The 25,570-nt window shown below is 58.2% G+C and carries 19 protein-coding genes; 11 read left to right on the plus strand and 8 right to left on the minus strand.

The window, feature by feature from the left end:
* Window positions 1–104: 104 nt before the first annotated feature.
* The 11 genes from DLM_RS17465 to DLM_RS17505 all read left to right on the plus strand — a co-directional run bounded on the left by DLM_RS17465 (window position 105) and on the right by DLM_RS17505 (window position 15,399).
* Window positions 105–884 (plus strand): DeoR/GlpR family DNA-binding transcription regulator, encoded by a 780-nt coding sequence (locus tag DLM_RS17465; protein WP_089085179.1) that lies wholly within the window; start codon window positions 105–107, stop codon window positions 882–884.
* A gap of 331 nt (window positions 885–1,215) precedes the next feature.
* Window positions 1,216–2,544 (plus strand): hypothetical protein, encoded by a 1,329-nt coding sequence (locus tag DLM_RS17470; RefSeq protein WP_089085180.1) that lies wholly within the window; start codon window positions 1,216–1,218, stop codon window positions 2,542–2,544.
* The gene (locus tag DLM_RS17475; protein WP_089085181.1) at window positions 2,541–2,834 is read left to right on the plus strand and encodes a PAAR domain-containing protein; all 294 of its coding nucleotides are present in this window, start codon (window positions 2,541–2,543) and stop codon (window positions 2,832–2,834) included. Before DLM_RS17470 ends, DLM_RS17475 begins: the two co-directional genes overlap by 4 nt.
* Before the next feature lie 21 nt (window positions 2,835–2,855).
* Complete coding sequence (locus DLM_RS17480; RefSeq protein WP_089085182.1) at window positions 2,856–5,147, plus strand: type VI secretion system Vgr family protein; 2,292 nt, start codon at window positions 2,856–2,858, stop codon at window positions 5,145–5,147.
* Between the two features lie 6 nt (window positions 5,148–5,153).
* Window positions 5,154–7,520, plus strand: coding sequence for a M23 family metallopeptidase (locus tag DLM_RS17485; protein WP_145985878.1), 2,367 nt, complete (start codon window positions 5,154–5,156; stop codon window positions 7,518–7,520).
* Between the two features lie 51 nt (window positions 7,521–7,571).
* Window positions 7,572–8,057 carry a hypothetical protein gene (locus tag DLM_RS23150; RefSeq protein ID WP_145985879.1) on the plus strand — a complete coding sequence of 162 codons (486 nt, stop codon included), beginning with the start codon at window positions 7,572–7,574 and terminating at the stop codon, window positions 8,055–8,057.
* A 381-nt stretch (window positions 8,058–8,438) separates the two neighbouring features.
* Entirely contained in the window at window positions 8,439–8,924 is a 486-nt protein-coding gene (locus DLM_RS23155) for a hypothetical protein (RefSeq protein WP_145985880.1), read from the plus strand.
* A 54-nt stretch (window positions 8,925–8,978) separates the two neighbouring features.
* Window positions 8,979–9,467, plus strand: a complete 489-nt coding sequence (locus DLM_RS23160; protein ID WP_145985881.1) for a hypothetical protein — start codon at window positions 8,979–8,981, stop codon at window positions 9,465–9,467.
* Window positions 9,468–9,658: 191 nt separating this feature from the next.
* The gene (locus DLM_RS17495) at window positions 9,659–10,147 is read left to right on the plus strand and encodes a hypothetical protein (protein ID WP_145985882.1); all 489 of its coding nucleotides are present in this window, start codon (window positions 9,659–9,661) and stop codon (window positions 10,145–10,147) included.
* 159 nt (window positions 10,148–10,306) lie between these two features.
* Window positions 10,307–13,552, plus strand: a complete 3,246-nt coding sequence (locus DLM_RS17500; RefSeq protein WP_089085186.1) for an ImcF-related family protein — start codon at window positions 10,307–10,309, stop codon at window positions 13,550–13,552.
* A 257-nt stretch (window positions 13,553–13,809) separates the two neighbouring features.
* Window positions 13,810–15,399 (plus strand): methyl-accepting chemotaxis protein, encoded by a 1,590-nt coding sequence (locus DLM_RS17505; protein WP_089085187.1) that lies wholly within the window; start codon window positions 13,810–13,812, stop codon window positions 15,397–15,399.
* Between the two features lie 283 nt (window positions 15,400–15,682).
* On the opposite strand, the gene tpx is transcribed toward DLM_RS17505, so the two are convergent.
* The 8 genes from tpx to DLM_RS17545 all read right to left on the minus strand — a co-directional run bounded on the left by tpx (window position 15,683) and on the right by DLM_RS17545 (window position 25,567).
* Window positions 15,683–16,180, minus strand: coding sequence for a thiol peroxidase (tpx, locus tag DLM_RS17510; protein WP_089085188.1), 498 nt, complete (start codon window positions 16,178–16,180; stop codon window positions 15,683–15,685).
* Window positions 16,181–16,289: 109 nt separating this feature from the next.
* Complete coding sequence (locus DLM_RS17515) at window positions 16,290–16,679, minus strand: carboxymuconolactone decarboxylase family protein (RefSeq protein ID WP_045847912.1); 390 nt, start codon at window positions 16,677–16,679, stop codon at window positions 16,290–16,292.
* Between the two features lie 36 nt (window positions 16,680–16,715).
* A complete protein-coding gene (hisC, locus tag DLM_RS17520; RefSeq protein WP_089085189.1) occupies window positions 16,716–17,774 on the minus strand; it encodes a histidinol-phosphate transaminase in 1,059 nt (352 codons plus the stop codon).
* Between the two features lie 157 nt (window positions 17,775–17,931).
* The gene (locus DLM_RS17525) at window positions 17,932–18,834 is read right to left on the minus strand and encodes a DMT family transporter (RefSeq protein ID WP_089085212.1); all 903 of its coding nucleotides are present in this window, start codon (window positions 18,832–18,834) and stop codon (window positions 17,932–17,934) included.
* An 886-nt stretch (window positions 18,835–19,720) separates the two neighbouring features.
* Complete coding sequence (locus DLM_RS17530) at window positions 19,721–20,584, minus strand: MBL fold metallo-hydrolase (RefSeq protein ID WP_089085190.1); 864 nt, start codon at window positions 20,582–20,584, stop codon at window positions 19,721–19,723.
* Window positions 20,585–20,664: 80 nt separating this feature from the next.
* Window positions 20,665–21,894: a DUF2399 domain-containing protein gene (locus DLM_RS17535; protein ID WP_089085191.1), complete on the minus strand. Its 1,230-nt coding sequence runs from the start codon at window positions 21,892–21,894 to the stop codon at window positions 20,665–20,667.
* A gap of 74 nt (window positions 21,895–21,968) precedes the next feature.
* On the minus strand, window positions 21,969–24,788 hold the full coding sequence (locus DLM_RS17540) for an ATP-binding protein (protein WP_089085192.1): 2,820 nt from the start codon (window positions 24,786–24,788) through the stop codon (window positions 21,969–21,971).
* Window positions 24,788–25,567 carry a hypothetical protein gene (locus DLM_RS17545; RefSeq protein ID WP_089085193.1) on the minus strand — a complete coding sequence of 260 codons (780 nt, stop codon included), beginning with the start codon at window positions 25,565–25,567 and terminating at the stop codon, window positions 24,788–24,790. Before DLM_RS17545 ends, DLM_RS17540 begins: the two co-directional genes overlap by 1 nt.
* Between the last annotated feature and the right edge of the window lie 3 nt (window positions 25,568–25,570).

Genomic DNA, 25,570 nt, shown 5'->3' on the forward strand with positions numbered 1-25,570 from the left:
ACCCCGAAGGCAAACAGCGGCGATATAGTGCGCATGGAATGCGAATAAGCCAGAATGGACAGACATTTCTCTTGGATTCCCTGCTTCAAACCCAGGCATGTCGCATGAAAATCACCGGACCACACAAACCCCAACAGCGCCAGGAAGCCATTCTTGACTTGGTGCGAGAGCACAAAAAGATCAGTGTGGAACGTCTGTCAGTCCTGACAGCGTCCTCACGCGAAACGATACGGCGCGATCTGGCGGTCTTGGCCAATCATGGCTTGCTCAAGAAATACCATGGCGGCGCAATGAGTACGGATGAACCGGTTGAGCATGATTTTCGTCAGCGCCGCATGCAGCATGCAGCGGAAAAGCAGCGCATTGCGCGCCTGGCGGCCAGCCTGTTCAAAGCCGGTGATTCCCTGCTGATTGATACGGGCACCACCACATTGGCGCTGGCACAGGAACTGGCCCGCAAGCAGCACCTGACCATCATCACCAATTCTCTGGCCATCGCCCAGCTTATTGGACGGGGCGATCGCAGCAACAAAGTGTTCCTGATTGGTGGCGAATACCTGGCCGACGCCTCGGAAAGCGTCGGCGGCCTGGCCATCACACAAATTCAGCAGTTCAATACCACCGATGTCGTGCTAACGGTTGGTGCCATCGACGAAAACGGGGTAATGGACTTTTCCCTAGCCGAGGCAGACATCGCCAAAGCCATGATTGCCCAGGCCCGGCGGCTCACCGTGCTTGTCGACGCCAGCAAATTCGGTGCTACCGCCTTGTTCCGGGTTTGCGGGCTGGAGAACATCCACCGACTGGTCGTGAATCATCCCCCGGACGACACACTCTCCCATGCCTTGCAGCGAGCCAATGTCGAGCTACACATTGCAGATTAAGACCCGATACCCCCCCGCCCCAGCCTTGCGCCGCCTTGCCGTACGCCATGTTCGGTCTGCGGCGATGCGCCTTGCTCCAGACTCTTGCGCCGCAGCAGGCGGTTATCCGTGCGGACAAGCCGTAACACGGTTTGCACATCAACGGCATCCCCTTCCTTCGGCCAAGCATGCGCTTGCCGTCATTGCCCGCCATAAGCAAGGGCAAACCAAGCGCCCCCAGCCGCTCTTTAGATAAGGCAGCTCAGTAAAACTGGCTGAGTGGACATTGCTGATGCAAATGTCTGGCCGTGTAATGCCCGATCCATAGTCCCCAGCGACCGGTCCCCACGGCATGCAAGCATCCGAAAATCAACTGCAGCAAGAAACACTGCCAGGCAAGCCCCGCTGGCCGCGCTATGTGATGTTGATCCTCGCCAGCACCTTGCTTTCGACGCTGCTCAGCACCTACACCACGGCAGTCAGCACCGCGGCTCCTCTGACTGGCTTCTGGCTCAAGGCAGCCGCACCCGGTTTCATGCTTTCCTGCTTCTGGACGCTGTTGCGCTACAGCGGCTGGCTGCTGGCCGGCTGGATTGTCGCTCACCGCAACGCCTTGCATCTTGCCGCGTATCAGCAGGAAGAACAGCGCCGCCAAGCACGACTTTATATCCCGCATATCGCCTTGCTTGGCCCGGCCTGCCTGTACGCGGGGGATCGCCAGGTTCTGCTCCGGCAACAGCGGGCAAAACCGGTGCCATTCTGCAATCTGTTAGCGGTGCCGCAATGCGAGTCCGCGGCACCGCCCTATCTGGCTGAGCCGGAATCGATATCCGAAGCAGACGGCCAGCAGGATACCGACGCGGCCATGTGGGACGCTTATGCGGCTGGCGACGAGGCAGTTGCCGATGATGAAAGCAGCGAAGAAATCGGCATCCCGCTTGCGGACGATGCAGCAGTATCCGACATGACATCCGGTGAGGAAGAACAGGAACAACGCCTTCCGGCCGCCCAATACCTCCCCGCCCAACTGGCCACGATGCTGGCGGAGTGGCCGCGACCGGTGTTGAACCCATCGGTCCCCGTTTCCTGGAGTGGCAGCGAAGACGCGTGGCTACGCTTTCGACAACATGCCAGCGAACTGGGCATCTTTTTGACTGCACATCCTCAGCGCTTGCACAACCCCGAGGACATCGATCTGGTGATTGACGCACTCCACGCCCGGCAACACGCCAGCTATCACCTGCTGGCAGGCATCGTCACGCCTGTGGCCAGCTTCGGTGCCAGCCATGGCCCACCCGCTGCCGAAGCCGCTTTTGCCATGCTGGCAAGCAATACGCCGGCTGGCGGCAGCCTGTCTCGACCGGTGCTGTTCAGCACACCAGAACATCTGGCGTTGGCACAGCGCAATGCTGCACTGGCCAATCCGCCCGCCTCCTTTTTCAGCCTGAACCGTGACAGCCCGGAAGCGCTATCCGCAGCAGGCTGGCAAATCGACGCCGTGGAACATGAACCTTACTGGGGCAATCCCGGTGCCTTGGGCTGCTGGATCATGGCAGCAATGGCAGTGGAAGCCGCGATGCTACGGCAGCAAGCGGTTGGCTGGCACGCCCAGCAGGCACATCAGCACTGGGCTGGCATGGCATTGCCGCCCGAATCGACCACAACAGGAGCCAGCACATGAGATTTGTCATTCGCCTCGGCTGTCGTATCACCGGACGCGGGGAAGTGGTGGAAGGCATGGCCGATGGGCCGACACTACGCGGGATTCCCGTGTCCTTCATCGGCGCCAGGGTGCGCTGCGATATCTGTGGCACAACCGGCGTGATTGCGATGGCCGGGCCACGCGGCACGCTGGGGCAAAACAATATCCAGGGAAAAACCCTGGCACTCAGCAACGACCTGGTGCTGTGCCGCTGCCCGGTTCATCCCCGCCTCATCCACGACTGCCAGGAATGGCAGGTCGCCATCTGACCCACTGCCGGAGCCCAGCCCATGCACAACCCTTACCAACTGAGCTTCCCCTCGCGTTTCCAGCTCGCACCCTCGGTGCATACATTTCAGCTTGCAGAAGCGCTGGATACACCCTACCAACTGCGCGTAGCGGTAACGCTGCAAGACAGCGATCTGCCCCTCGCCCCGCTGATCGGCCAGCCGGTCACCTTCACCATCAGCCCGCAATCCACCGCGCCACCGCTGACCATTCCCGGCCTGGAACCACTTGTCAGCACGCTGGCAGGACAGCGTAGCTGGCACGGGGTGATCCGCCACGCCCAGCGCGGCCGCAGCACCCCGGAAGAAACGCTGTACACCTTCGAGATCGGCCCGCGCCTGGCCCTGCTTGAGGACAGTCGCAGCACCCGCCTGTTCCAGAACATGACGGTGGCGCAGGTAATGGAAGCACTACTGCGCAAACATGGGCTGGATAGTAGCGATTTCAGCTTTCAGCTAACCGGCGCACAAGCCGTGTACGAACACCTCACCCAGTTCCGCGAAACCGATTTGGCCTTCCTCTGCCGCATTGCCGCCCATGCCGGCATCTTCTATCAGTTCATCCAAGGCAAGGACGGCAAGGAAATCATCCAGTTTGGCAACAATCTGGAGCATTACACCCGCGGTCATCTGGAAAACATCCCGCTACGCGAACACGCCGGGCTGGAAAGCGTTGGCACCGAGGCGGTCACCGCCTTCAGCATCCGGCACAGTCCGATGCTGCACACTACGCGGCGGCGCAACTTCAACGACATGGCCGCCAGTCCACTGCCCGATGGCAGCGCCGGGTTTGCCTGCGAGGTGCCCGCCGCCCATGGCGAGGACTATGACTGGGGCGATGACAATCGTGATGATGAAGAATCCGCCCAACTGGCGCGATTACGGCACGAACTGTCAGTCAGCCGGCAATGCATCGCCAGTGGTGACAGCAATGTCAGCCGGCTAAGTCCCGGCGCAGTGCTAACGCTTAGCCACGCTTTTGCCGACGCCCCCCACGGCTGGCTGATCAGCAGCGTTACCCACTCCGGCAGCCGTGATCGCGCTTATCAGAACAGCTTCCACGCCATTCCGGCGGATCGCGTCTGGCGACCCGCCCTTACCCCCAAACCACGCATTCACGGCACCTTGCCCGCCATGGTGGTGAGTCCCGGCAATAACAGTTACCACTACCCCTTCATCGACGAGCATGGCCGCTACCGGGTGCGCTACCTGTTCGACCTCGATAGCTGGAGCCCCGGCGGCGACTCCCGTGCCGTGCGGCTGGCCAAACCGTTTGCCGGACGGCAATTCGGTTTTCACATGCCCATCCACGCCGGCACCATCGTCCACCTCGCCTTCAGCGATGGCGACCCCGACCACCCCTACATCGCCGCCATCACCCATGACAGTGAGCGGCCAGACCACATCACCACACAGTGGAACAGCCGCAATGTCATCCGCACCAAGGCCAACAACAAGCTGCGTATGGAGGATTTGCAGGGCAAGGAACACATCAAGCTGGCCAGCGAATACGGCAAAAGCCAGCTGAATATCGGCCATCTGGTGGATGCCGCCCGCGCGCCACGCGGCGAAGGCTTTGAGCTGCGCACCGACCACTGGGGAGCCATCCGCGGCGGTAAAGGCCTGCTCATCAGTGCCGAAGCCAAATCCGTCGCCGCCACCCCGCAACTAGACATGGCCGCCGCGCTGCACCAACTGGAAGACGCCAACCGGCTGGCCAAAGCCCTGGCCGATGCCGCCACCACCGCCCAGGCACTGCCGCCGGATGTCCAGGCCCAGGTCGACCTGCTGCAACAGTCGCTCAAACAACTGGCACAGGCCGGCATCCTGATGAGCGCCCCGGCCGGCATCGGCCTCACCACCCCGCACACCATCCAGCAATCGGCAGGTGCCAGCTATGCCGTCACCGCCGGGCAACACATCAGCCAAGCCGCCCAGGGCGATATCCGCAGTAATGCCAACGGCGCCATCAGCCTCTTTGCCCGCAGCGGCGGCGCACGTCTCTATGCCAACCAGGGCAGCGTGGACATCCAGGCACAAGGCGGCCCGCTGGCGGTGTCCGCCGCCAAGTCCCTGCGGCTGAACAGCAACCAGCACATCAGCGTGGCCGGGCACGACAGCATTGAACTGGCAGCCGGCGGCCATGGCATCCGCATCAGCGCCAAGGGGGTTGAAGTGTTTGGGGATATCAAGCTGCACGGCACGCTGAGTAATGAGGGGAAAGCCGGCCTGCCTAATCCAATCAGCGCATTTCCCAAAACCGAATTAAGCCTTGATCAGAACTACTCGGAATGAAGGGTATTGATTATTCGCCAGCTCATCATTCAATCAGAACAAGGAATAAACATGCTAATCGGACCACCCGTACTACTAAAGCCAGCACAAGCGCAAACCACCACCCAAAAAGAAGATAGAGCATGGCTGGAAAGCATGATGCCCAATCGCGACAGGGGCGGATTTCCAGTAGGGAAATCCGGCCAATGGCACCCTGGCCTGCATATTACTGGCTTTATCGGATCGGGGGACAACAACGCTGTATGGGCCATTGCCGATGGTGCCGTCATGTATTACGCCGAGGACAAAGGAACAGACCTCAGCGAGCACGCCAACTCCAACGGAGTGGTGATCATCAGGCATGAAACCCAGATTGGCAGCGAGGCAGAAGGCTGCATTGTGTATTACTCCTGCTATCAACATCTGCAAGTCATCAATGAAGCAATCAAGACAGCCTACGCCAAGGGCAGCCCCGTCTATAGAAAAGACCTGATTGGCCATGTCGGTAACGTGGCAGACAATAGCGGCATCCATTTTGAAATTTTTTGCAGCGGCGCAAATGTAAAGAAAATCACCGGTCGCAGCAGCGGCAAGCTGAACCTCGCCAAATCCGGCCGGAAAAACATTGTTTACGGCGATACCCACTACTACATCCCGGCAGGCACTCCCTTATATTTCCAGGCGAAAGCGCCAGATTACAGCGCATCCACCCTCAAAAATCCAACACCGAGTACGACAGATTTATACGTCACCATCAAATTTGAAAAGGGAGAAATCGCGATAAGCAGCAAGTTACTAAAAGACAATCAATACATCAGCATCCCACACCGCGCCAAAGACAGCAAATTCTACCAGGCATACGAATACAAGCTGTATAACCGAGCAGTCAAGATGGGCGAACAGTATAAAAAAATCGCCCCTAGCGCAATTTATGAAATGCTGAAATTTGGCCGCATCATTGATGAGGTCAACACCCAGAGAATTGGCCATGACATTCCACACTGGCATCAGATTGACACACCACAGGGACTGGCCTGGGTCAATCTCAATGCCGCACCCGCCCAGGGTGCAAAGCCCATTACCGTATTTAGCGATGGCGATTTCCCGGACTGGGCAGACTGGACCCTCATCGATGATGACTCGATAGATAACGGCCTGTGTGATAGCAAAATCATTCATTCACTACTGTATCCAGCGGGCAGCGAAAAAAGCGCAGCCGCATTACAACGGGCATTAACTGACCAGGCTGTCAGTAGCAAACTATCAAAAATGATTTGCAAAATCCCCAGCGAATGGGACAAAGCAAAGAAGGCAGTGCGCCAACAATGGCGCAAAGTAGCATCCCCGCTCAACCCCGCACCGCTAGACAATAGCAAATTCCAGAAATTAATGGACGACCTGGACAAAGCCTGCTTCTGGCAGCGATTCGTCGACAACAACAATCAATTCCCCAGTGCTTGTCTACCTACTGTAGACAATGCCAGCAAGGCATTTTACCAGGGCGCGATAACGGAGGATGTCTGGTTCTTCAACCCCAGAGAGTTCATCCTGCATTTCAGGAAATGTAATTGGCTGTCGGAGTTTGAGTTTACGCAATTACTGCCAAGAACGCTCAAAGTCCTTTATGGTACACAATTCAAAACCGAATCCAAGAGTTGGGAGGCAGCATTCTCCACGGCCAAAACCTGGACAAAGGCACTATGCCAAGGCTTTAACAAATATGGAATATTACACAGCAAAGGCAGATTAGCCCATTTTATTGCGCAGACCATTCCGGAAACCGGATATTTGACACAATTGGCCGAGCCACATCTTCAAGGTAAAGAATACAGGCCCTATTGGGGGCGCGGCATTATTCAACTCACTCACTTAGAGGCCTATGAGGAATATGGCAAATTCCGAGGAATACCATCCGCCAAAAATGCACCGCTTGGCGTGTATGCGAAATTAGGCTGGGACCCGGACAATCTGATTGCAAAGCCAGGAGTACCCGGTCCCAAAAACAAACACCCTTCGTCCATCAATAATGTATTTGGCTGCATAGATAGCAGCGGCTTTTACTGGATCAGCAAAAAAATACTAAATTTCACCAGCATGCACGACCTGTGTGATCGAGGCACATCTATTATTGATGGCGTCAAGGTTAGCAAGGGTGTCAATGGTTGGGTTCTTGATCCATACATCAATGGACTTGAGCGACGACTACACGCCTTAGAGTACTGCAAATGGATTTTGCATGATGCTATCCCACCCAAAGAAAGTGTAAACATCACCTTTGTCTGGCGCAGAGATAGCGAAAAAGAAAAAGTTACAGATAAAAATGGGGTCGAAAAAAAGAAATATATCGAGACCATCCATTCGCTCAATTTACCCTACATTTTACAAAGACCATAAATCTCAAAATATTAAACATTACCCTACTTAGTCAATTTTAAGGACACGTACATGTCAAGAATGCTCACTCTTTTAGCATCTTCTATTGTATCTATTGCAGGCATTACCAATGCTAGCAATACAATCTCAACAAAAAAAAATCCATTAGACACCGCTTGTTTTTCATCTTTAGAAAAGGACGGTCCAATATTTATCAGCCTAAGTTTGGACTTTGACAATCCAAGGCGCGCTGGTTTTATTCAGTATAAAAATGGCCCCAAAATACCTTTGAAATTTCTATCTTATGAAGATCTTACTGCACCAGGCGCAAGGCTTATTAGTTACTCATACACCTATGCGGAAATTGTTAATAAAAAAAGAACCGGCCATTACATTTACACTTGGCAAGGAGGCGACATACCAAGCCTTGTATATTTATCCAAGAATAGAAAAAAAAGATACCATTTCAGAATTGACCCTGGCGCATACAACTCAAACACACCAAGCAATGAATGCAATTGGTCAAAATCAGATCTTTTAACTAGTAATGAAGAGTAAATAAATTTGACACAATTGCCAATCAATCTCTAACTAAGCAAACACCACAAAACACCATAAATATAGATTTCTGCGTAATACATACAGTTCCATTAAGGATGGATAATGGCCAGCAAAGATATAACAATCATTATATTAATGAGATTGAGCGACGCTTACAAGCCTTGGAGTATTGCAAATGTATTTTACATGATGCCATTCCCCCCAAAGACAGTGTAAACATCACCTTTGTCTGGCGTAGAAATAGCAGAAAAGAAAAAATAAATGGAGAAGAAAAATTTGTCCCTACCACTCACTCTCTAAATTTGGCATATCTCTTACAAAGACCATAAACATAAAGACATCATCGCAGAACCATTAATTAATATAAATAACATATTCATGTCCAGAATAATTACCTACATAGCTTGCATTCTTGTTTTTATTGCAAGTCCCGCAGTGTATAGCAAATCAAAATCAGCCATTGAAGTTGATACATCCAACGCAACTTGCTTTTCCTCACACGAAAAAGGCGAATTCATATTTATCAGCCTTATTCTATTTGCCGATTATCGATTAGGTGGGTATGTGCAGCATTACAATGGCACCACACTACGCTTAAAATATTTATATGCCAATTATATAGACAAAAAAGGAGCAGGTAATGATAGTGAATCTCACACCTACGCAGAAATTACAAATAACAAAATCACAGGGTATTATATACACAATTGGTACAGAGGAGACATGCCAATTCTTGAATATTATCCTAAAAAATCTAACAGACGATATGGCTTATTTATTGATCCAGAAGCACAAACCTCACACACACCAGATATAGCATGCGACTGGTCGAAATCAAGTTTATTAAATGATACAAACAACTAAAAATATAAATAGCAATCAAAAAAAACCACATAGTCACTCCCAGCAAGGATACCAATGCTAAGAATACTAACCATCGCAGCCATCTTTCTGCTTGCCATTACAGCCCATGCAGCCCAAAGTCAGGAAAATCCAACCGCAGAAATAGATAAAATTCGCCACGACTGCTATTCATCACGAGAAAAGAATGAATTCATATTTATTACCTTTGGCCTATTTGATGACAGGCACCTAGGCGGCTTTGTACAACACAATAACGGCCCTATCATTCACCTTAGATATCTATACCCAGAATATGTAGACATGACAGGAGCAGGCAATGATACCGAATCACACACCTATGCTGAAATGATGAACAATAAAATATCTGGATACTACACTTACACTTGGTATAGAGGAGACTCGCCAAAGCTTAAATACCACTCCAAGAAAAAAAATAAACCATATTTTCTCGGATTAGACTCAGGCGCAGAAGATTCAGAAATACCTGACACTGCATGCGACTGGTCCAAATCAAGTCGATTATCAGAAGAAGAAAGCAATTAAACACAGTAAATAATGATTTAAATACAAGAGCAAAGACACCCATACCAAGAAAATTAACCAATGCAGCCATCTTTCATTTTGTTACTGTACCGCATGCAAACGGCAAAAACCTAGCTTGTTAAATAAATTGTTAAGCGTGATTGTGTGAAGTATTTGTTTTGATTTGTGCAATTTATTTATTAAGGACTGCCATGTTAAGAAAACTCACCGGCCTAGCAAGCGCCCTTATTGCCGCCACGGCGCATGCATCCGTGCCACCAGCCACTTCAGAAAACAGAATCAATGGAACCAACACCTACTGTTTTTCTGCCATGGGAGATAAAGAGCCCATTTTTATCAGCCTAACCCTGCCGCAGGGCCCACGCCGCGATGCTTATGTGCAATACAATAATAGGGCTAAAATCCGCTTGAAATATTCCAACTACAGAAGCATCACACTAAAGGGGGAGAAGTTTAAAAACTATCGCTATGTATACGATGAAATAGTGAATAAAAAAATGACCGGTTTTTATTCATTTTACTTGTATGGTGATGGCCTATCTGTTTTTAACTATGTCCATAGAGAAGGGCCCAAGGAATATTTCTTCTTCCCTGATTCAGGCGCAGCCAAGGCAAGCACACCTGCCAGTCTGTGCGACTGGTCCAAATCAGATTTACTGGATAGTGATGAAAGCAAATAACGCCCAGCGTTTTCCACCAATAACGACAAGGGCACGACGCATAGGCCGGCCAGTAGTCACTCAAACCACATCTTGATTTGCAATAACTCCGCCAGCGCTGACCGTGTGTAAGCGTGAATGTCCTTTGAATTGCATTGCCAAACGTGAGAAGCCATCGCCATGACCAGCCTGCCAAGCTCTTCCCCTACCCCGCGCCGCGTTTACTGGATACCGCTCATCCTGTTTGCAATTGGAGCGCTGGCGCTGTTGCTGGTCTGGTTGTATGGCAAAACGCTGTTTCAGGGGCCGACGGATGGCTTCTTGTTGCAAACCAGTCTTTTCTTCTGGGCTGTGTTACTGCCAACCCTGGCGGTGTTTGTCTGGTTACTGCTGCTGATCCGGGGGCCTGCTGCGCTGGCGGCACCCCGCTTGAACCGTGCCAACACCGCTATGGATGGCAGGTCGGACAGCCTGGATTCCGTCCTGCAATACATGCGCCATCAGTACCCTGGCAAGTGGCGCAGCATCAAACCATGGGTGGCAACGCTATTGCCGGAGAAGGCGGTATCCAGTCTGGCGGATGTTGACCAGGCCCCGGCACCGCTCTGGCTGGATAGCCCGGATGCCTTGCTGCTGCACGTTACCCCGGAGCAGCCAGCAAAACTCCTCGCCCGTTTGCGTGGCCGTTGGCGTGTGCCGCTGGATGCCGTCACCCTGGTGGCGGACGCATTGCCCAACACCGGGAGTGTGCAACTGCAGCAGCTACTGGATTTGAATGCACGCTGTCAGTGGCGGCTGCCGGTCTGCCTTGCCCTTACTGGCTGGACGGTGCCTGAGCAAGGCATTTCCTGCCTGCTGACCCAACCCGGCGATGCAGCACAGACGCGGGCCGACTTGCACAAGCTGGTTTGGCAGAGCGCCATAGACGGCCAGGCAGCCTTGCTGGCGCATAAGGGCTCTGCCACGCTGGCTTTTTCCGCTGCGCTGGAGCAGCCCGGCGTAATTGATGAGCTGGCTGAATCCCTGGCGCATATCAGCCGCCACCTGCCAGACGGGCAGCACATCATTCGCCTGGCCTGGATTGCCGGGTCTGGCTTACCGCATATTGCAGGTCATGTGGTGGAGGATTGTGTCCAAACGGCACCGCGCAGGCATCGTCTTACGGTAGCCGGCCACATCGGCTGGCTAGTGTGTACCCTCTCCCTGCTACTGGCCTTGGGCATGGTGGTGTCCGCCGTGCGCAATCACACGCTGGTGGCGGCGGCCCAGGCCAGCATTGCGCAACTGAATGCCGCGCGCAGTATCAAACAAGCCTTGCCGGCCTTGATCAATACCCAACAGTTACTGCAGCAACTGTCACAGCAAACCAACGCCGGTATTCCCCTGCTATCGCGCTTTGGTTTGAACCTGAATGACAAAGTGCAAGCGCCGCTGTTTGCAGCTTATGGCAAGACGGCCCGGCAGTGGCTGATTGCGCCTGCCCAGCAACATCTCCAGCGCATTTTGCTTGAGCTGAACAAGCTTCCTCTGTCCGGTAGTGGCGAAACGCTGACGATGGCCAGCAAGGTGGGGTTTGACAGCCTGAAAGCTTATTTGATGCTGGATACACCGTCGCGCACCCAGGCGGCATTCCTGTCGGATCAACTACGCCAACGTAGTGGACTCAACGATCAGGCGCCTGCGCAAATCCTGCAGTTTTATGCGCAGCATCTGGCAGCACACCCGGAATGGAAGCTGGCGGCCTTGCCAACGGTCGTAGCAGGTGCGCGCCAGACACTGCTTGGACTCAATGGCGTGGAGCATGGCGACGAAACGATTTACCAATCCATCCTGCAACAGGCTGGCGAGAAATATCCGGCCCGCACCGCCAGCAGCCTGCTGCCGGGGGTGGACAGCCGCGGCTTGTTCCTGCTGCCTGGCACCCTGCCCGGTGCCTATACCCGCGAAGCATGGGATGGCTATGTCCGCACGGCCATCGAAAATGCCGACCCCAAACAGGGCGGCGAGGCGCTATGGGTGATGGGTGCAGAAGCCACGCGCAGCGAAGGCAGCCTGCTGAAAACCCGCTTGCAGCAACGTTATTTCAATGACTACGCCGCCGCCTGGCAACGCTGGCTGAACGGCATGCGCTGGCAATCTGCCAACAGTCTGTCCAGCACGGTGGAGCAATTGAGCACTTATGCCGACCCGCAACGCTCGCCGCTGCTGGCCTTGATGAGCATGATCCAGTATCAGGGGCAGGCTGGCACGGCGGAAAAATCCCTGGCCAGCGACCTGCTGGACAAAACCCGCGCGCTGGTGGGCAAGTCCGGTGACAAGGCGGCCATGCAGCAGGCAAAGCCTTCCGACCCGCTGACCCGTGCCTTTGGACCCTTGTTGCGGCTGACTGCGCCGGATGATGCACAAGCCAGCCACACGCTCAGCCTGGCGCGCTATCTGGAATCGGTCACCTCGGTGCGGCTGAAACTGCAGCAACTGGCCTCCTCGCCCAACCCCGATGCCGCGTCGCGGCAGTTGGCCCAGGCGCTGTTCAAAGGCGAACAGAATGCGCTGGCTCATGGCCAGGAGTACGCGGCCATGCTAGCCGCCAGCATGGGGGCTGAATGGGCCGGTTTTGCGCAGCAATTGTTTGTCAGCCCACTGGATAGTGCCAACCAGGTGGTGATGCTGCCAGCGGCCTTTGACATCAATGATTTGTGGCGCCGTAGCATCTACCTGCCCTGGGGCAATCAATTGGCCGGGCGCTTTCCCTTCAATGCCAGCGATAACGACAGCTCCATTCCGGTGCTGACCGGCTTTCTGGCCCCGGAACAAGGGGCGATTGCCCGCTTTCTGGGCAGTACGCTGGCCGGTGCGCTGGTGCAGGAAGGCGATCAGTGGCTGCCCAGCCCCACCTTGCAGAATGCCGCACCCTTTGATGCCGACTTTCTCAATGCGGTGAATGCACTGAGCCGCCTGTCCAGCCTGCTGTATGCCGAAGGCGATGCCGGCTATCAGTTTGAGCTGCGCCCGGTTGCCATGCCGGGACTGGCCGAAACCACGCTGATGATTGATGGCCAGGAATTGAAGTATTTCAACCAGCACGAAACCTGGGTGGCCATGCACTGGCCGGCAACCGGTCAGAACAGCGCTACTCGCTTGCAGTGGCAGTCGCTCACTACCGGCACACGGCAAACGCTGGAATTCAATGGCCACTGGGCCTTCATCCGCCTGTTGGACAAGGCCAAGGTGGTGCAACTGGACAAAGCGCGCTTTCAGCTGGACTTTGCCTTGCCAGATGGCTTGACCGCACGTTACATCCTGCGCACCACCGCCGGCGAAGGGCCATTGGCCTTGCTCAAGCTGTTGCAGTTCAAGCTGCCGTCGCGGGTGTTTGCCTTGGCAGGCCCGGCCGCCGCCAAGGGGAACATGCAGGCCGCGCGCTGAGCCCTTGCCTCATGCCGGCGCGGCAGATCTCGCGCCGGGCCGCTTGCGCTCCTGCGTGTTCCGGATGCCCGCCGCTTATCCATGGCAGTGGTAGATCGCGCATTTGTGCGGTATCCAGCGCCAGATTAGCAACACCCGCTTGTAAATGATGCTGGAATTTCACCGGCAATCCTAAGCATTTGGCATTAAGTCATGTCATGGAACTGTCATTCACGCGGTCTACACTGCGCAGCATCCCCTGAGCAGAAGCTGCAATCATGTCTCTTATCAAGCGTTTATGGCTGACCATCCTGTTTACCGTGGCCAGCCTGCTGATTGTGCTGGCCGTTACCAGTCAGCAATTGTTCTCCCTCACCCGGCATGTCGACGAATACAGCCAGCACCAGCAATTGTCGGCCAATCTCTACCAGTTCAAGGCCAGCGTGCTCAGCCTGTCCCGCGCCGACCCCTTGCAGCCGGAAACAGCCAAACACCTGCAACAGGTCAAGCAGCAGGTACAAGTGCTGAGTGCTCAGATTGCCAAGGTTCTGCCAGATGCCCAGGCCAAGCCGTTTCTAGAGCAGAGCAAGGCCTTGTGGCAGCAATACACCCGTAACCTGGAAAGCGCGCTGACCATTGCCGAAACCGCGCCACAAGATGCGCTGTCGATTCCGGAACAAGCCTATCAGCAAAGCCTGGTGCCGCTGGTGGCACTGCTAGACCAGCAACTGGTGCTGGCCGGCAAGGATCAGACCGCAGAAGAAGCCGCCATGCATGCCATGTTGCAACAACTGGCAATCATCATTCTGGGGCCTTTGCTGCTGGCCAGTGTGGCGGTGGTGCTGATCCAGCTGGCACTGGCACGGCGCTTGAAAATGCAGATGGCGGCCATGGGGCGTGCCGTGGACGCGCTTAGCGAAGGCAATCTGGCGGCGCGTCTGCCAGAACAGGGGCGAGATGAGCTGGCGCAAATGGCGGCGCGCATCAATCGCTTTCTGGAGCGACTGGGCGAGCTGTTGAGCAATGTGCATCAGCATGCCAGCCGCAACCAGCGTGACAGCCAGCAGCTGCAACTGATTACCAGCCAGGCGGCCGACGCCAGCCGCCTGCAAACCGGCAAGGCCAATCTGAGCAACGAAGCAGCAGCGCAGATTGCCAGCCAGGCCGAGAGCGTGGCGCAATTCATCACCCAGGCCGAAGCCGGCTCACGCCAGGCACTGCAGCGTACCGAACAGGCCCGCCAACTGGGCAGCGCCAATGCCGCCGCCATGCAGGAACTGGCCGGGCGCATTGATTCTGCCATGCAGGAAATGCAGCAACTAAACCAGTCTATTGCCGACATTGCCCAGATCAGCACCCTGATTCGCGATGTGGCGGAGCAAACCAATCTGCTGGCGCTCAACGCAGCGATTGAAGCTGCCCGTGCCGGCGAACAGGGCCGGGGTTTTGCCGTGGTGGCCGATGAGGTGCGCAAGCTGTCCGAACGCACTGCCAGTGCCACTTCACGCATTTTCGACAGCCTGGCCAAGGTGGAAACCGTCAAGCAGTCATTAGGCGAAGCCATCGATACCGCCGGCAAGGCCAGCCATGACAACCAGCACGCCCAGCAGGCCTTGGGTGTGGCGTTGTCCGGGGTGGATGAGGCACTGGCTGAACTGGGACAGTTGATGGAACGGATAAGCCAGGTACGCCAGCAACAGAGCGAAGCGGGCAACAGCATCCGTCAGCACGGTTATGAACTGGCCCATCTGGCCAGCAGCATTGACGAACAGATGCGTGACGCCAACCCGGTGATGCGCCAGTTGGCCGAATCCGCCAGCGTGCTGAACCAGGCGCTTAGCTGGTTCCGGCTGCAACCCCAGCCATGATATTGCTCCATGCAAAAACGGCAGCCATCGCGGGCTGCCGTTCAGGCTGCTGACAAAGTTATTTGATTCGATTGCACTGGACCCGGCAAAGCCGGGCCTTTCGATTCACTGATTACTTTCGCAGCCTTCCATTTATTCCCTATCCCCCCGCCCTTACCTTGCCAATTGAAGAGAAAAAGTGAGCCTCGCTTTCCCTCCGGAAAGCGAGAGGAGTCGGTCAACAAAGCAAAACGGCAGCCATCATGGGCTGCCGTTTTGCTTTTACTACTGCGGAACAGGCTGCTTACAGCACAGCCAGCGCAGCGTCGTAGTTGGGTTCGCTGCCGATTTCGGCAACCAGCTCGCTGTGCAGCACGGTGTTGTCAGCATCCAGTACCACCACGGCACGGGCAGTCAGACCGGCCAGCGGGCCGGAAGCCAGCTTCACGCCCCAGGCTTGCAGGAAGTCGGCATTGCGGAAGGTGGACAGGTTCACCACGTTCTCGATGCCTTCGGCACCGCAGAAACGCTTTTGCGCAAACGGCAGGTCGGCAGAAACGCACAGCACTACGGTGTCGGCCTTGCCAGCGGCTTTTTCGTTGAACTTGCGTACCGAAGTGGCGCAAGTCGGGGTGTCCACGCTGGGGAAGATGTTGATGATTTTCTTCTTGCCAGCGAAATCGGCCAGGCTCACGTCGGCCAGATCACCATTGGTCAGCGTCAGGGCCGGGGCCTTGTCGCCCTTGACCGGCAGGGTGCCTGCCACTTCAACCGGATTACCACGAAGCGTTACAGATGCCATGTGTCACTTCCTTCAAGCAAAGGCGGCCAATGCTGCGACCGGCCGCCGGGGTGGAGATGCACTCAGTGTGGGGCCTGACAGCAGAAAATCAACCCTGCTGCCAGTCAGTCTATTCTTCCAGCTTGAGTCCCAGCTCGTTCAGCACTTCGCGCGCACTGCGGAAAGCCTCCACCGCCGCCGGGGCGCCGCCATAAACGGCACTGTGCAACAGCACCTCGCGGATTTCCACCAGGCTGGCACCGTTGTTGATGGCACCGCGCACATGGCCTTTCAGCTCGGTGCTGCGGCCCAGCGCCGCCAGCATGGCGCAGGTGATCAGGCTGCGGGTTTTCAGGTCCAGCCCCTCGCGCTGCCAGGTACTGCCCCAGGCGTGTTCGTTCAGCCAGTCCTGCAAGGGGGCGGAAAAGCCATCCAGATTGCTCATCGCCCGTTCGACAAAGGCCTCACCCATCACCTGGGTGCGGCGGGCCTTGCCGGCGGCGCGGTCTTGCTCGCTCATGTCTGCTCCTTTCGTGGCTAGTAATGCAGTCGGATGTCAGGACAACAGGCTGCCCAGCACCTGCACCAGCCGTGTGCATTCGGCATCAGTGCCAATGCTGATGCGCAGGTACTGGTTGATGCGCGGCGCGGTGAAGTGGCGCACGATCACCGCCTGCTGGCGCAAGCCGGTGGCCAGCATGGCCGCGTCGTGCTGCGGGTGGCGGGCAAACACGAAATTGGCCGCCGAGGGCAATACTTCAAAGCCCAGCGCCTGCAATTGCGCAGTCAGTTGTTCCCGTGTGCGCATCACCGCCTGGCAGGTGTGACGGAAGTAGTCGTCGTCTTCGAATGACGCCACCGCCCCGGCCAGCGCCAGCCGGTCCAGCGGATAGGCGTTGAAGCTGTTTTTTACCCGCTCCAGCGCCTCGATCAGCGTGGCATCGCCCACCGCATAGCCCACACGCAGCCCGGCCAGCGAGCGCGATTTGGACAGGGTGTGTACCACCAGCAGATTGGGATAGTCGTTCACCAGTGCGATGGCGCTGTCGCCACCAAAATCGACATAGGCTTCGTCGATCACCACCACCTGGTCGGGATGGTCATCCAGCAACTGACGGATGGCGGACAGCGGCAGCAGGCGGCCGGTGGGCGCATTCGGATTGGCCAGGATCACCCCGCCGCAGGGCTGGCGGTAGTCCTCCACCCGGATGGACAGGCTGTCATCCAGCGGCACCTGACGCGCTTCGATGCCGAACAGGCCGCAATACACCGGATAAAAACCATAGCTGATGTCCGGCATCAGCAAGGGCTGTTCGTGCTTGAGCAGGGCCTGGAACACAATGCCCAGCACCTCGTCCGAGCTGTTGCCCACAAACACCTGCGGGCGGCTGACACCATGGTAGCCGGCAATGGCGTCTTTCAGCTTGTCGCCGCTCGGGTCCGGATACAGGCGCAGGCTGTCGTCGGTGGCGGCACGGATGGCCGCCAGCACCTTGGGCGACGGCCCGTAGGGGTTTTCATTGGTATTGAGCTTGATCAGCGTATCCAGCTTGGGCTGCTCACCCGGCACATAAGGGGTGAGCTGATGCACCACCGGACTCCAGAAACGACTCATGATTCAACCTTTCCCGGCCACGCCCAGCGCAGCCTGTAATTCATAGAGAGCGGCTAACAAAAAAGCATCGCGTCCCTGATGCAAGGCGCGCCGACGCAGACAGTACAAGGGTACGGCCAGGAGGCGCAACACAGCAGCAGGATTTTGTCAGCTGCTCTTAACGTCCTGCGCTGCGCGCCGACAACAACACGCCGCCCAGAATGGCAGCAATCCCCAGCAGGTGATAACCATGAATGGCCTCACCCAGCAATAACATGGACAACACGGCACCAAAAGCCGGCATCAGATGAATGAAACTGCCGGCCCGCGCCGCACCAACCCGCGCCACGCCCTGATTGTAAAAATGATAAGCCAGCACCGAGGGCAGCGTGCCGACATAGGCAAAACTGGCCAGCGTGGTGACATTCAGCACCGCCCGCCGTCCCTGGGCATATTCCAGCAAAAACAGCGGCAGGATGGCCAACAGGCCGATGGCCACCAGCAGGGTGAGCAGGCCCAGCCGATCCAGTCCGGCGGGCAGGCCACGCAACAACAGGGTATACACGGCCCAGGCCAGCATGGCGGTAAACACCAGCGCATCGCCATGGTTGATATCCAGCGTCAGCAAGCGTGCCGGTTCGCCATGCGCCACCAGCAGCAACACCCCGGCAAAAGACAGCAACACCGCAGCCAACTGGCCACGATTAAGCGGCAGGTGGAAAAACAGCGCCCCCAGCAGCACGATCAGGATGGGAATGAAGGAGTTGAGCAGCACGCCATTGGTGGCACTGGTGGATTGCAAACCCAGGTAAACCAGCGAATTGAAACTGGCAATGCCCAGCAAGGCCAGCAGGATGATGCGTCGCCAGTGCGGCTGCCACAGCGAGCGCTGCGCCAGCATGGGCTTGAGGCCGACAGGCAGCAGCACGGCCAGCGCAATCAGCCAGCGGCCAAAAGCCAGGGTCAGCGGTGGAATGCTGGCATGGACGGCACGGCCCAAGACGAAGTTGCCAGCCCAGAACAGGGCAGCCAGGGTAAGCAGACAGTAAGCGGCAGTATGATAAGAACGCGGAGAGGTCATGGTTTCAACCATGCCATGCCGGGCGGAAAGCTGGCAACTGTTTTGCGGCGCAACATTTCAATCAAACTGAACCGCCTGCTGCAGACAAGGCTTTTACTGGCTTTACGCTACCTGGCTGGTGAACGCACGACATATTCGACTCAGGATTTTGTCGCTAAGAATTTACGCGGCCAACGCAGCATTCCCCCGTGGCGCGCGCCGCTGTAGCCGGGATTGGGCAAGGTTTTAAGCCGCCGCCCTGTTTGAGCCATTCGACGTTAGCGAATGGCGAGTTCGGCGGTGCCTTGCCCGGCCCGGAAAGAGCGGGAATTCGCGCAACCCGGGGTCGCCTGGGGGTGCAGGGGGGCTGGCGACGCAGCTCCCCTGCCTGCACGGCGGGCAGTCCCGCCACGTAAACACGCGGCGCGCGCCACGGGGATTGGGGCGCATCACATCGCTGTTGGCTTCGACACTACGCCTTTTGTCTGCATCACAGGCCTGGCAAAAAAAAACCGGAGCCGTAGCCCCGGTCAACGACATCCCCCACGAGATGTATTCCCCATCAACACATGCAAGCATGTTGCCAGCAACATGAGGCAGCGCCCGGTCGCGGGCGGTGTGCATCAGTGTCAAATGTCTAGCAGCATAAGCGGGTCGCGGGGGCGCTGTCGATGATTTTGTTTAATACACCCAGCAAAACTTGATCAAACATTAATTTATACAATCAAATAAACAACAGCTTATGCATAAACATCAATAATATTGTCGATTTATTTGATCAAACAATACAATCACTTGCTCGGCCCGGCCCTGGCGGGGAAACACCCCTGCCCAGGCTGGATCCAACTGTCAACAAGCCCGCACAGCACTGGCCAGCCATGGCCAGAATGTTAAACAAATGCCACAGTCAGCGCGCCAGTGCTGTCAGGCGTGGCACATGGTCTGCGGCATGGAAACGGCCTTTGGCATCGCGGTTGACCCAGGCCATGGCGTACTGCGGGTCGTGGGTGAAGAATAGCCGCCCTTGCCGGGCAAGCAAGCCTTCCAGCAACTGGCGTTTTTCGTCGGTGAGCTGTTCCGGAAAGCGGTCGTAACCCATGGTGATGGGTACATGCACCCAGGGGGCACCGGGGATGAGGTCGGCGGCATAGACAACCGGCCCGTCTTCCAGCGGAATTTCGGTCAGCAGCATGCCCGGTGTGTGGCCATCGCTCAGATGAAAGCGGTAATCAGCCGGCAGGCAGGCCGGTGTCTCGCCATCGGTCAGCACCAGTCGGCCACTGTTTTCCAGCAAGGCAATCAGTTCGGGGATGAAAGACGCCCGGTCACGCGCATGTGGCGCACAGGCACGTTGCCAGGCAGTGCGGCCGACCACGAACTGCGCCTTGGGAAACAGCAGCCGCGCCGGGCCGCCATCCCAGGCGGCCAGCAGGCCGCCGACATGGTCGAAATGCAGGTGGGACAGAATCACCACGTCGATGTCTTCGTGGCTGCAACCGGCAGCGGCCAGATTGTCCAGCAGCACATGGCCGTCTTCCACCACGCCGTAGCGGGCTTTGAGTTCCGGCGCAAAAAATGCGCCGATACCGGCTTCCAGCAGAATGCGGCGGCCATCTTCTTCGCGCACCAGCAGACAGCGACAGGCCAGCGCCACCCGGTGTGCCTCGTCCGGGGCCAGCCATTGGCTCCACATGGCGCGTGGCGCATTGCCAAACATGGCACCGCCGTCCAGTTTCTGGGAATTGCCAAGCAAGGATGTCAGGGTACGCATGGGCGCTCCGCTTGATGATCGATGTCAACGATTATCAAGCAAGCGCTCGGTATTGTCACCCACTGCGCGGCAAGGGCGCACTAGCCGACGGCAGCGTCCCCGGTATGGCCGATAAACAGCGCCTCCTGCTCTACCTTGAGCTGGCGTTCCAGCATGGCAGCGCACAAGTCGGCCAGCATGGGGGGCAAGGGTTGTCGTGCCAGCCGGGCCAGTGCCTGCTGGTCGTCTTCGCTGAGCGACTGGCCGCCACAGGCCAGGGTCAGGTCATCGGCCTGCATACGCCACGGCTGCCAGGCGCAGCCGGCCTTGCCGGCCAGTTCGCCCACTTGCAGCGCAATGGCTACGCCGGACGGGTCCAGGTCACAGGCCACCTGCACCGGCAAGCGCAGCAAGGCCAGCACATGCCCCACCGCGTCCAGCCAGCGCCGGTGCGGATAGCCCGGCACCCAGATGGTGAGTACGGGCTCGGCTTGCCGGGTCAGTACTTCAAACACGCTGAGGTTTTCCACTATGCGCACCATCTGCACGGTCCCGCGCACCGCATCCACTTGTTGCAGCGCTTCCGGTGCCAGTGCCAGGCCGCTTTGCAACAAGGCGGCAGACAACAAGGGCTGACCGGCGGCATAGAGCGTCAGCGCGCCGGACAGGAAAACGTGCGGGGTATGGCGCGAAATGCCACAGGATTCCAGCGCAATGCCGAACTCGGCCAGCCAGCGCCGGTCGGCCTCGCCAAAGGCCTTGCTGCGGCCCAGCGCATACTGGGAAAACTGCCGTTCGGTGCCCCACAAGCCTGCGGTCAGCCAGTTATCCAGCCCCTGGGCTATTTTCAAGCGCCGCTCCAGCGTGGAGGACTGCACGCGCTGGGTGAGGCTGTCCGCCAGGGTTTGCAGCTGCGGATTTTGCGGCTGCCAGCCGCGCCATAGCTGGACGACTTCATCACGCGCATCTGCATCCGGCAGGCCGATCAGGCTGCGCAACTGGTACACCTCGCGCCAGCTCACCCAGAACGGCTCCCACTGGCCCAGCCGGCCCGGTTCGGCATGCAGTTCCACCTCGCACCAGCCGCACTCCAGCAGGCGGCGCAGCAAGTCTTCGGCCTGGGCCGCATCGCCACTTTGCGCCACGAGAGTAGTCCAGCGCTGGCGCATCACGCGCAAGGCCAGCCAGCGCTGCAGCAGGGCCTGATCGGCCGGTGGCAACAGCAAGGGCGTGGGGGCCAGGGTGGGTTGTAGCAGCAGATGATGGCCGCGCGCACCAATGGGCAGGCGCTCCACTAGTTCCGGGGAAATACGGGCAAGCCAGCTGGACATGGGGTTCTGCCAGAGTAAAGGGTGAAAGGAGTAGACCACCGGACGGAAACAAGTTTCCCCGTCCGGCGGCAACATCATGCTTGCGGGTCTGCCTGCGGCGCATCCACCCGGCGGCGGGTTTGCAGGATGGGCGGGGCCCACTGCTCGCCCGGCCGCTTCTTGCGGGTGGCCAGCGTCAGTTCCGATGGTGCAAAGATATTGATGTTGTGGGTGTTGGGCGTGGTGATCAGATACTGCGCCTCGGTAGCCTTGAGGAAGCCCGCCACCCGGTCGATGTTGAAAATATCGAGGTGGGCGAAGGGTTCGTCAATGAACACGAAGCCGGACGGATTGGCCTCGTCCATCATCAGGCCGATCAGCAGGATCAGCGACTTCATCACCTGCTGACCGCCGGAAGCCTCGCCGTCGTTCATGCCCATCAGGCCCTTCTGGTCGAAGTTGAAGCGCAGCGTCAGCCCGGCCTGGGCCAGCGCGGCGTCGTCGTTTTCCAGCGTGGGCAGTTCCACATCCACACCGATGCCGGCCAGTTCGCCCAGACGCTTGATATTGGCACCATAAGCCCGCACCGTGGCGCGCAGCTTGCCCATATAGGCGGCGCGGGCGTCGTCGGTGAGTTCACGCGAGCGGTCCACCTCGCTCTGGCGGCGCTGGCGTTCGCGGTCGATTTGCGCCAGGTCGTCGGCCAGCTTGTCGCGCAGCGCCAGTACCGACTCGTCGGTTTCCCATTCGCCGCCTTGCAGCCGCTCTTGCAGGTAATTCAGCTGATGGCGCGCATCGGCAGCGCTTTCGTATTCCTCTTCCAGCGCGGCCACATGCTCGGCGGCCAAGGCATCGGCGGGCAAACGCTCGGCCCACTCGCGCAGTTCGGCCAGCAGGCGGCGCAGCTGGCGGCGGCTGTTTTCCACTTCCTGACGCTTCCCGTCGTAGCGCGACAGGCTTTCCTGTTCGCGCTGGCAGATGCGGTCGTGCTCCAGCCGCGCATCGCTGTAGCGCTGGTCGGCCGCATCCTTGGTGGCACTGGCTTCGGCCAGTTGCGCGCCCAGCTCTTGCTGCTGCGCTTGCAGGCTGTCCAGCCGGGCGGCAAGTGCGGCAAACTCTTCGGCACGGCTGTCCAGTTGGCGGATGGCGTCCATGCCGCCCAGGTATTCGGCCAGCCCGGCCGCTTCGCGGGTGATGGCCACCAGCCGTTCTTCGTCGGCCAGAATGCGCACGTTCAGCTGTTTCAGTTCATCGCGCAGTGCCAGCAGGCGCGACTGGCGCGCACCTTCGCCAAAGGCAAATTCATGCGCGGCCACGCCGATATGGCGCGCCCCGCGTCGTTCGCGGAAGTAACCGTCGCGGGTAATCCAGTCGCCATCCACCGCGGCACCGGCCTGGGCATTTTCCACCCGGCTGACCTTGTTCAACTGCTGGTACAGCCAGTCCGGCGCATTGGCGGAAAAGCGGATTACCTCCAGCAGGCTGCCCTTGCGCGCCGGCGGCGGGCTGCTGCGTTCCGGCACCACAAAATGGCGGAAGCGCAGTTTTTCACCCAAGCGCCAGGCCTCGCCCTTTTGCTGCGGATTTTCCAGCAATACCACATGGCGGTACGGACGCAGCATGGCTTCCACCGCGCCCTGCCAGCCGGCGTCCATCACCTCGATGATGTCGGACAGCATGGCGTGGCCGATATTGGCCTCGTCCAGCGCCGCCTTGAACTGGCGCACTTCTTCCGGCGAGCGGCCACGGCCGATTTCCAGTGCCTCGACATGGTTTTTCAGGTCGACGCGCTGGCGGTTCAGGTCGCGCAGGCCGTCTTTCAGTTGCTCGGCCTCACTGCGCAGGCCGGACAGCTTGTCGGACAGCGCGGCGGCATCGGCACCGTATTCGCGGCTGGCCAGGGCTTGCAGGCGGTCGCGCTCTTTCAGCTGGCCACTGACGCTGGCATGTTCGGCCTTGGCGGCCATGAACTGCTCCTGCGCCTGCAAACGGGCCTGCTCGGCCGCCTGACGTGCTTCGCCAGCGGCCACTTCGGCGGCCTTGAGCTTGGCCACCAGTTGCAGGGTGTCGTGATGCTCACGCCGGGTGCGGCTGAGCTGGCCGTAGGCGGCGCGGTAGTTTTGCCAGGTCTGGCCCAGCGCGCTCTTGCCATCCAGATAGGCCAGCACCGGCAGGGCTTCGTCCTGCAGGCGGCGGATGGTCTGGCTGAGCTGACGCCATTCCAGAAAACGCCCGGCGCGGGTTTTCATGGTTTCCACCCGCGCTTCCAGTGCTTCTTCCTGCCGGGTGAGTGCTTCCAGTTCCAGCTCGGTGGCGCGTTGTTCGTCACGGGCGCGCTGGTAGTTGTCCAGCACGTCCTTGTCGCCGAATACCTGGAACACCAGGTCCAGCAATTGTTTGGGGCTGTACTCGGTCAGCTTGTCGGTATCGCCCTGCTCCAGCGCCAGCACCTCGCCCACGGCGGGGGTGAGGCCAGCCACCTCCAGCCGGCGACGGTATTCCTGCACACCCAGCCATTGCGCTTGCGCCTCGGCCAGTTCCAGCGGCACATCACCGTCCAGAATGGCGTAATGCCGCACCCAGTCGCCGCCCTGTTTCTTGATGCGGCACAGCAGCGTCACCGCATCGCTGACGATGGGAAAGAACGGCGTGGGATACAGGCCGCCGGACGGACGACGCGGGTTGTCCACCACGCCGCGCAGGTAGGCAAAGGGCTCGCGGTTGTTGCGCACATAGCGCTTGTAGTCGCGCTTGCCCGAGCACTTGATGGCCAGCAGGGTGCGCATGGCATCCAGCAAGGTGGTTTTGCCCGAGCCATTGGGGCCGATGATGGTGACAATCTGCGCGTCCAGCGGCACGGCCAGCCGTTGCCAGAAGTCCCAGTGCACCATTTCTACCGATTTCATCTGGAACATCAGCGGTCTTCCTCTTGCGCGGGGGCTTGTGTGTCGTCTTCGGGGCCTTCAACAGCAGCAAACAGGCTGGCGCCATCCTCCGTCACCGTAGGCTGTACCGCCTGGGCAATGGCGCTGGCGGTCTTGTCGGCCAGGGCGTCGGCCGCCTGGCTGCGGCGCTGGCCCAGCACTTCGGACAGTGCGCCTTCGATGATGCGCGGGGCCAGTTGGCTGTAGTCGATCATCAGATCCAGCATCGGGCCTTCATCCAGCCACTTGTTACGGCGTACCACAAAGCCCAGGTTCACCAGCCGGCCCAGATTGGCATTGAAGCGGGTACGGCCGCCCAGCGCCTTGCCGAAGTCGGCATACAGCGCGTCTTCCGACACGCCGGTGGACACGCCCTCGCCGGTTTCCAGCGGTTTTTGCGCGCCAAACATATCGCTCTGGTTTTCGCGCCCGGCTTCCACGCGGGCAATCTGCCGTTCGCGCTTGGGCAGGATGATCAGCGCCCACAGGATGACCAGCAGCGCCACGCCATCGCGCGGCAGGCCCAGATTATTGTTGAGCCAGGCTTCGCCGCTGCCGAATACCGGCTCGGTCATCTCCGGCAGCAGGGCGACGGCAATGTGCTCGGCATAGGGGTTCTCCACCAGCCGCAGGCCGACATCGGCCAGCCGCTTGTCCAGCTCCTGGCGGAAGATATCGTCCAGCAGCGCCTTGCGCGCCAGCGCGTCGCCACGCGGCACCACGCGGTGTGCCAGCAGGCGGGCGGTGAGGGTTTTCAGTTGCTGTTCCATGGC

The organism is Aquitalea magnusonii, assembly GCF_002217795.2.
Classification (GTDB): domain Bacteria; phylum Pseudomonadota; class Gammaproteobacteria; order Burkholderiales; family Chromobacteriaceae; genus Aquitalea; species Aquitalea magnusonii_B.

Excerpts from the sequence above, each read along its gene's own strand:
- DLM_RS17495 (WP_145985882.1), top strand. The coding sequence starts at position 9,659 with ATGTTAAGAAAACTCACCGGCCTAGCAAGCGCCCTTATTGCCGCCACG.
- DLM_RS17530 (WP_089085190.1), bottom strand. The coding sequence starts at position 20,584 with ATGCGTACCCTGACATCCTTGCTTGGCAATTCCCAGAAACTGGACGGC.
- hisC (WP_089085189.1), bottom strand. The coding sequence starts at position 17,774 with ATGAGTCGTTTCTGGAGTCCGGTGGTGCATCAGCTCACCCCTTATGTG.
- DLM_RS17470 (WP_089085180.1), top strand. The coding sequence starts at position 1,216 with ATGCAAGCATCCGAAAATCAACTGCAGCAAGAAACACTGCCAGGCAAG.
- DLM_RS23150 (WP_145985879.1), top strand. The coding sequence starts at position 7,572 with ATGTCAAGAATGCTCACTCTTTTAGCATCTTCTATTGTATCTATTGCA.
- DLM_RS17540 (WP_089085192.1), bottom strand. The coding sequence starts at position 24,788 with ATGTTCCAGATGAAATCGGTAGAAATGGTGCACTGGGACTTCTGGCAA.
- DLM_RS23155 (WP_145985880.1), top strand. The coding sequence starts at position 8,439 with ATGTCCAGAATAATTACCTACATAGCTTGCATTCTTGTTTTTATTGCA.
- DLM_RS17525 (WP_089085212.1), bottom strand. The coding sequence starts at position 18,834 with ATGACCTCTCCGCGTTCTTATCATACTGCCGCTTACTGTCTGCTTACC.
- DLM_RS17500 (WP_089085186.1), top strand. The coding sequence starts at position 10,307 with ATGACCAGCCTGCCAAGCTCTTCCCCTACCCCGCGCCGCGTTTACTGG.
- DLM_RS17515 (WP_045847912.1), bottom strand. The coding sequence starts at position 16,679 with ATGAGCGAGCAAGACCGCGCCGCCGGCAAGGCCCGCCGCACCCAGGTG.
- DLM_RS17505 (WP_089085187.1), top strand. The coding sequence starts at position 13,810 with ATGTCTCTTATCAAGCGTTTATGGCTGACCATCCTGTTTACCGTGGCC.
- DLM_RS17475 (WP_089085181.1), top strand. The coding sequence starts at position 2,541 with ATGAGATTTGTCATTCGCCTCGGCTGTCGTATCACCGGACGCGGGGAA.
- DLM_RS17545 (WP_089085193.1), bottom strand. The coding sequence starts at position 25,567 with ATGGAACAGCAACTGAAAACCCTCACCGCCCGCCTGCTGGCACACCGC.
- DLM_RS17535 (WP_089085191.1), bottom strand. The coding sequence starts at position 21,894 with ATGTCCAGCTGGCTTGCCCGTATTTCCCCGGAACTAGTGGAGCGCCTG.
- DLM_RS17480 (WP_089085182.1), top strand. The coding sequence starts at position 2,856 with ATGCACAACCCTTACCAACTGAGCTTCCCCTCGCGTTTCCAGCTCGCA.
- DLM_RS23160 (WP_145985881.1), top strand. The coding sequence starts at position 8,979 with ATGCTAAGAATACTAACCATCGCAGCCATCTTTCTGCTTGCCATTACA.
- DLM_RS17465 (WP_089085179.1), top strand. The coding sequence starts at position 105 with ATGAAAATCACCGGACCACACAAACCCCAACAGCGCCAGGAAGCCATT.
- tpx (WP_089085188.1), bottom strand. The coding sequence starts at position 16,180 with ATGGCATCTGTAACGCTTCGTGGTAATCCGGTTGAAGTGGCAGGCACC.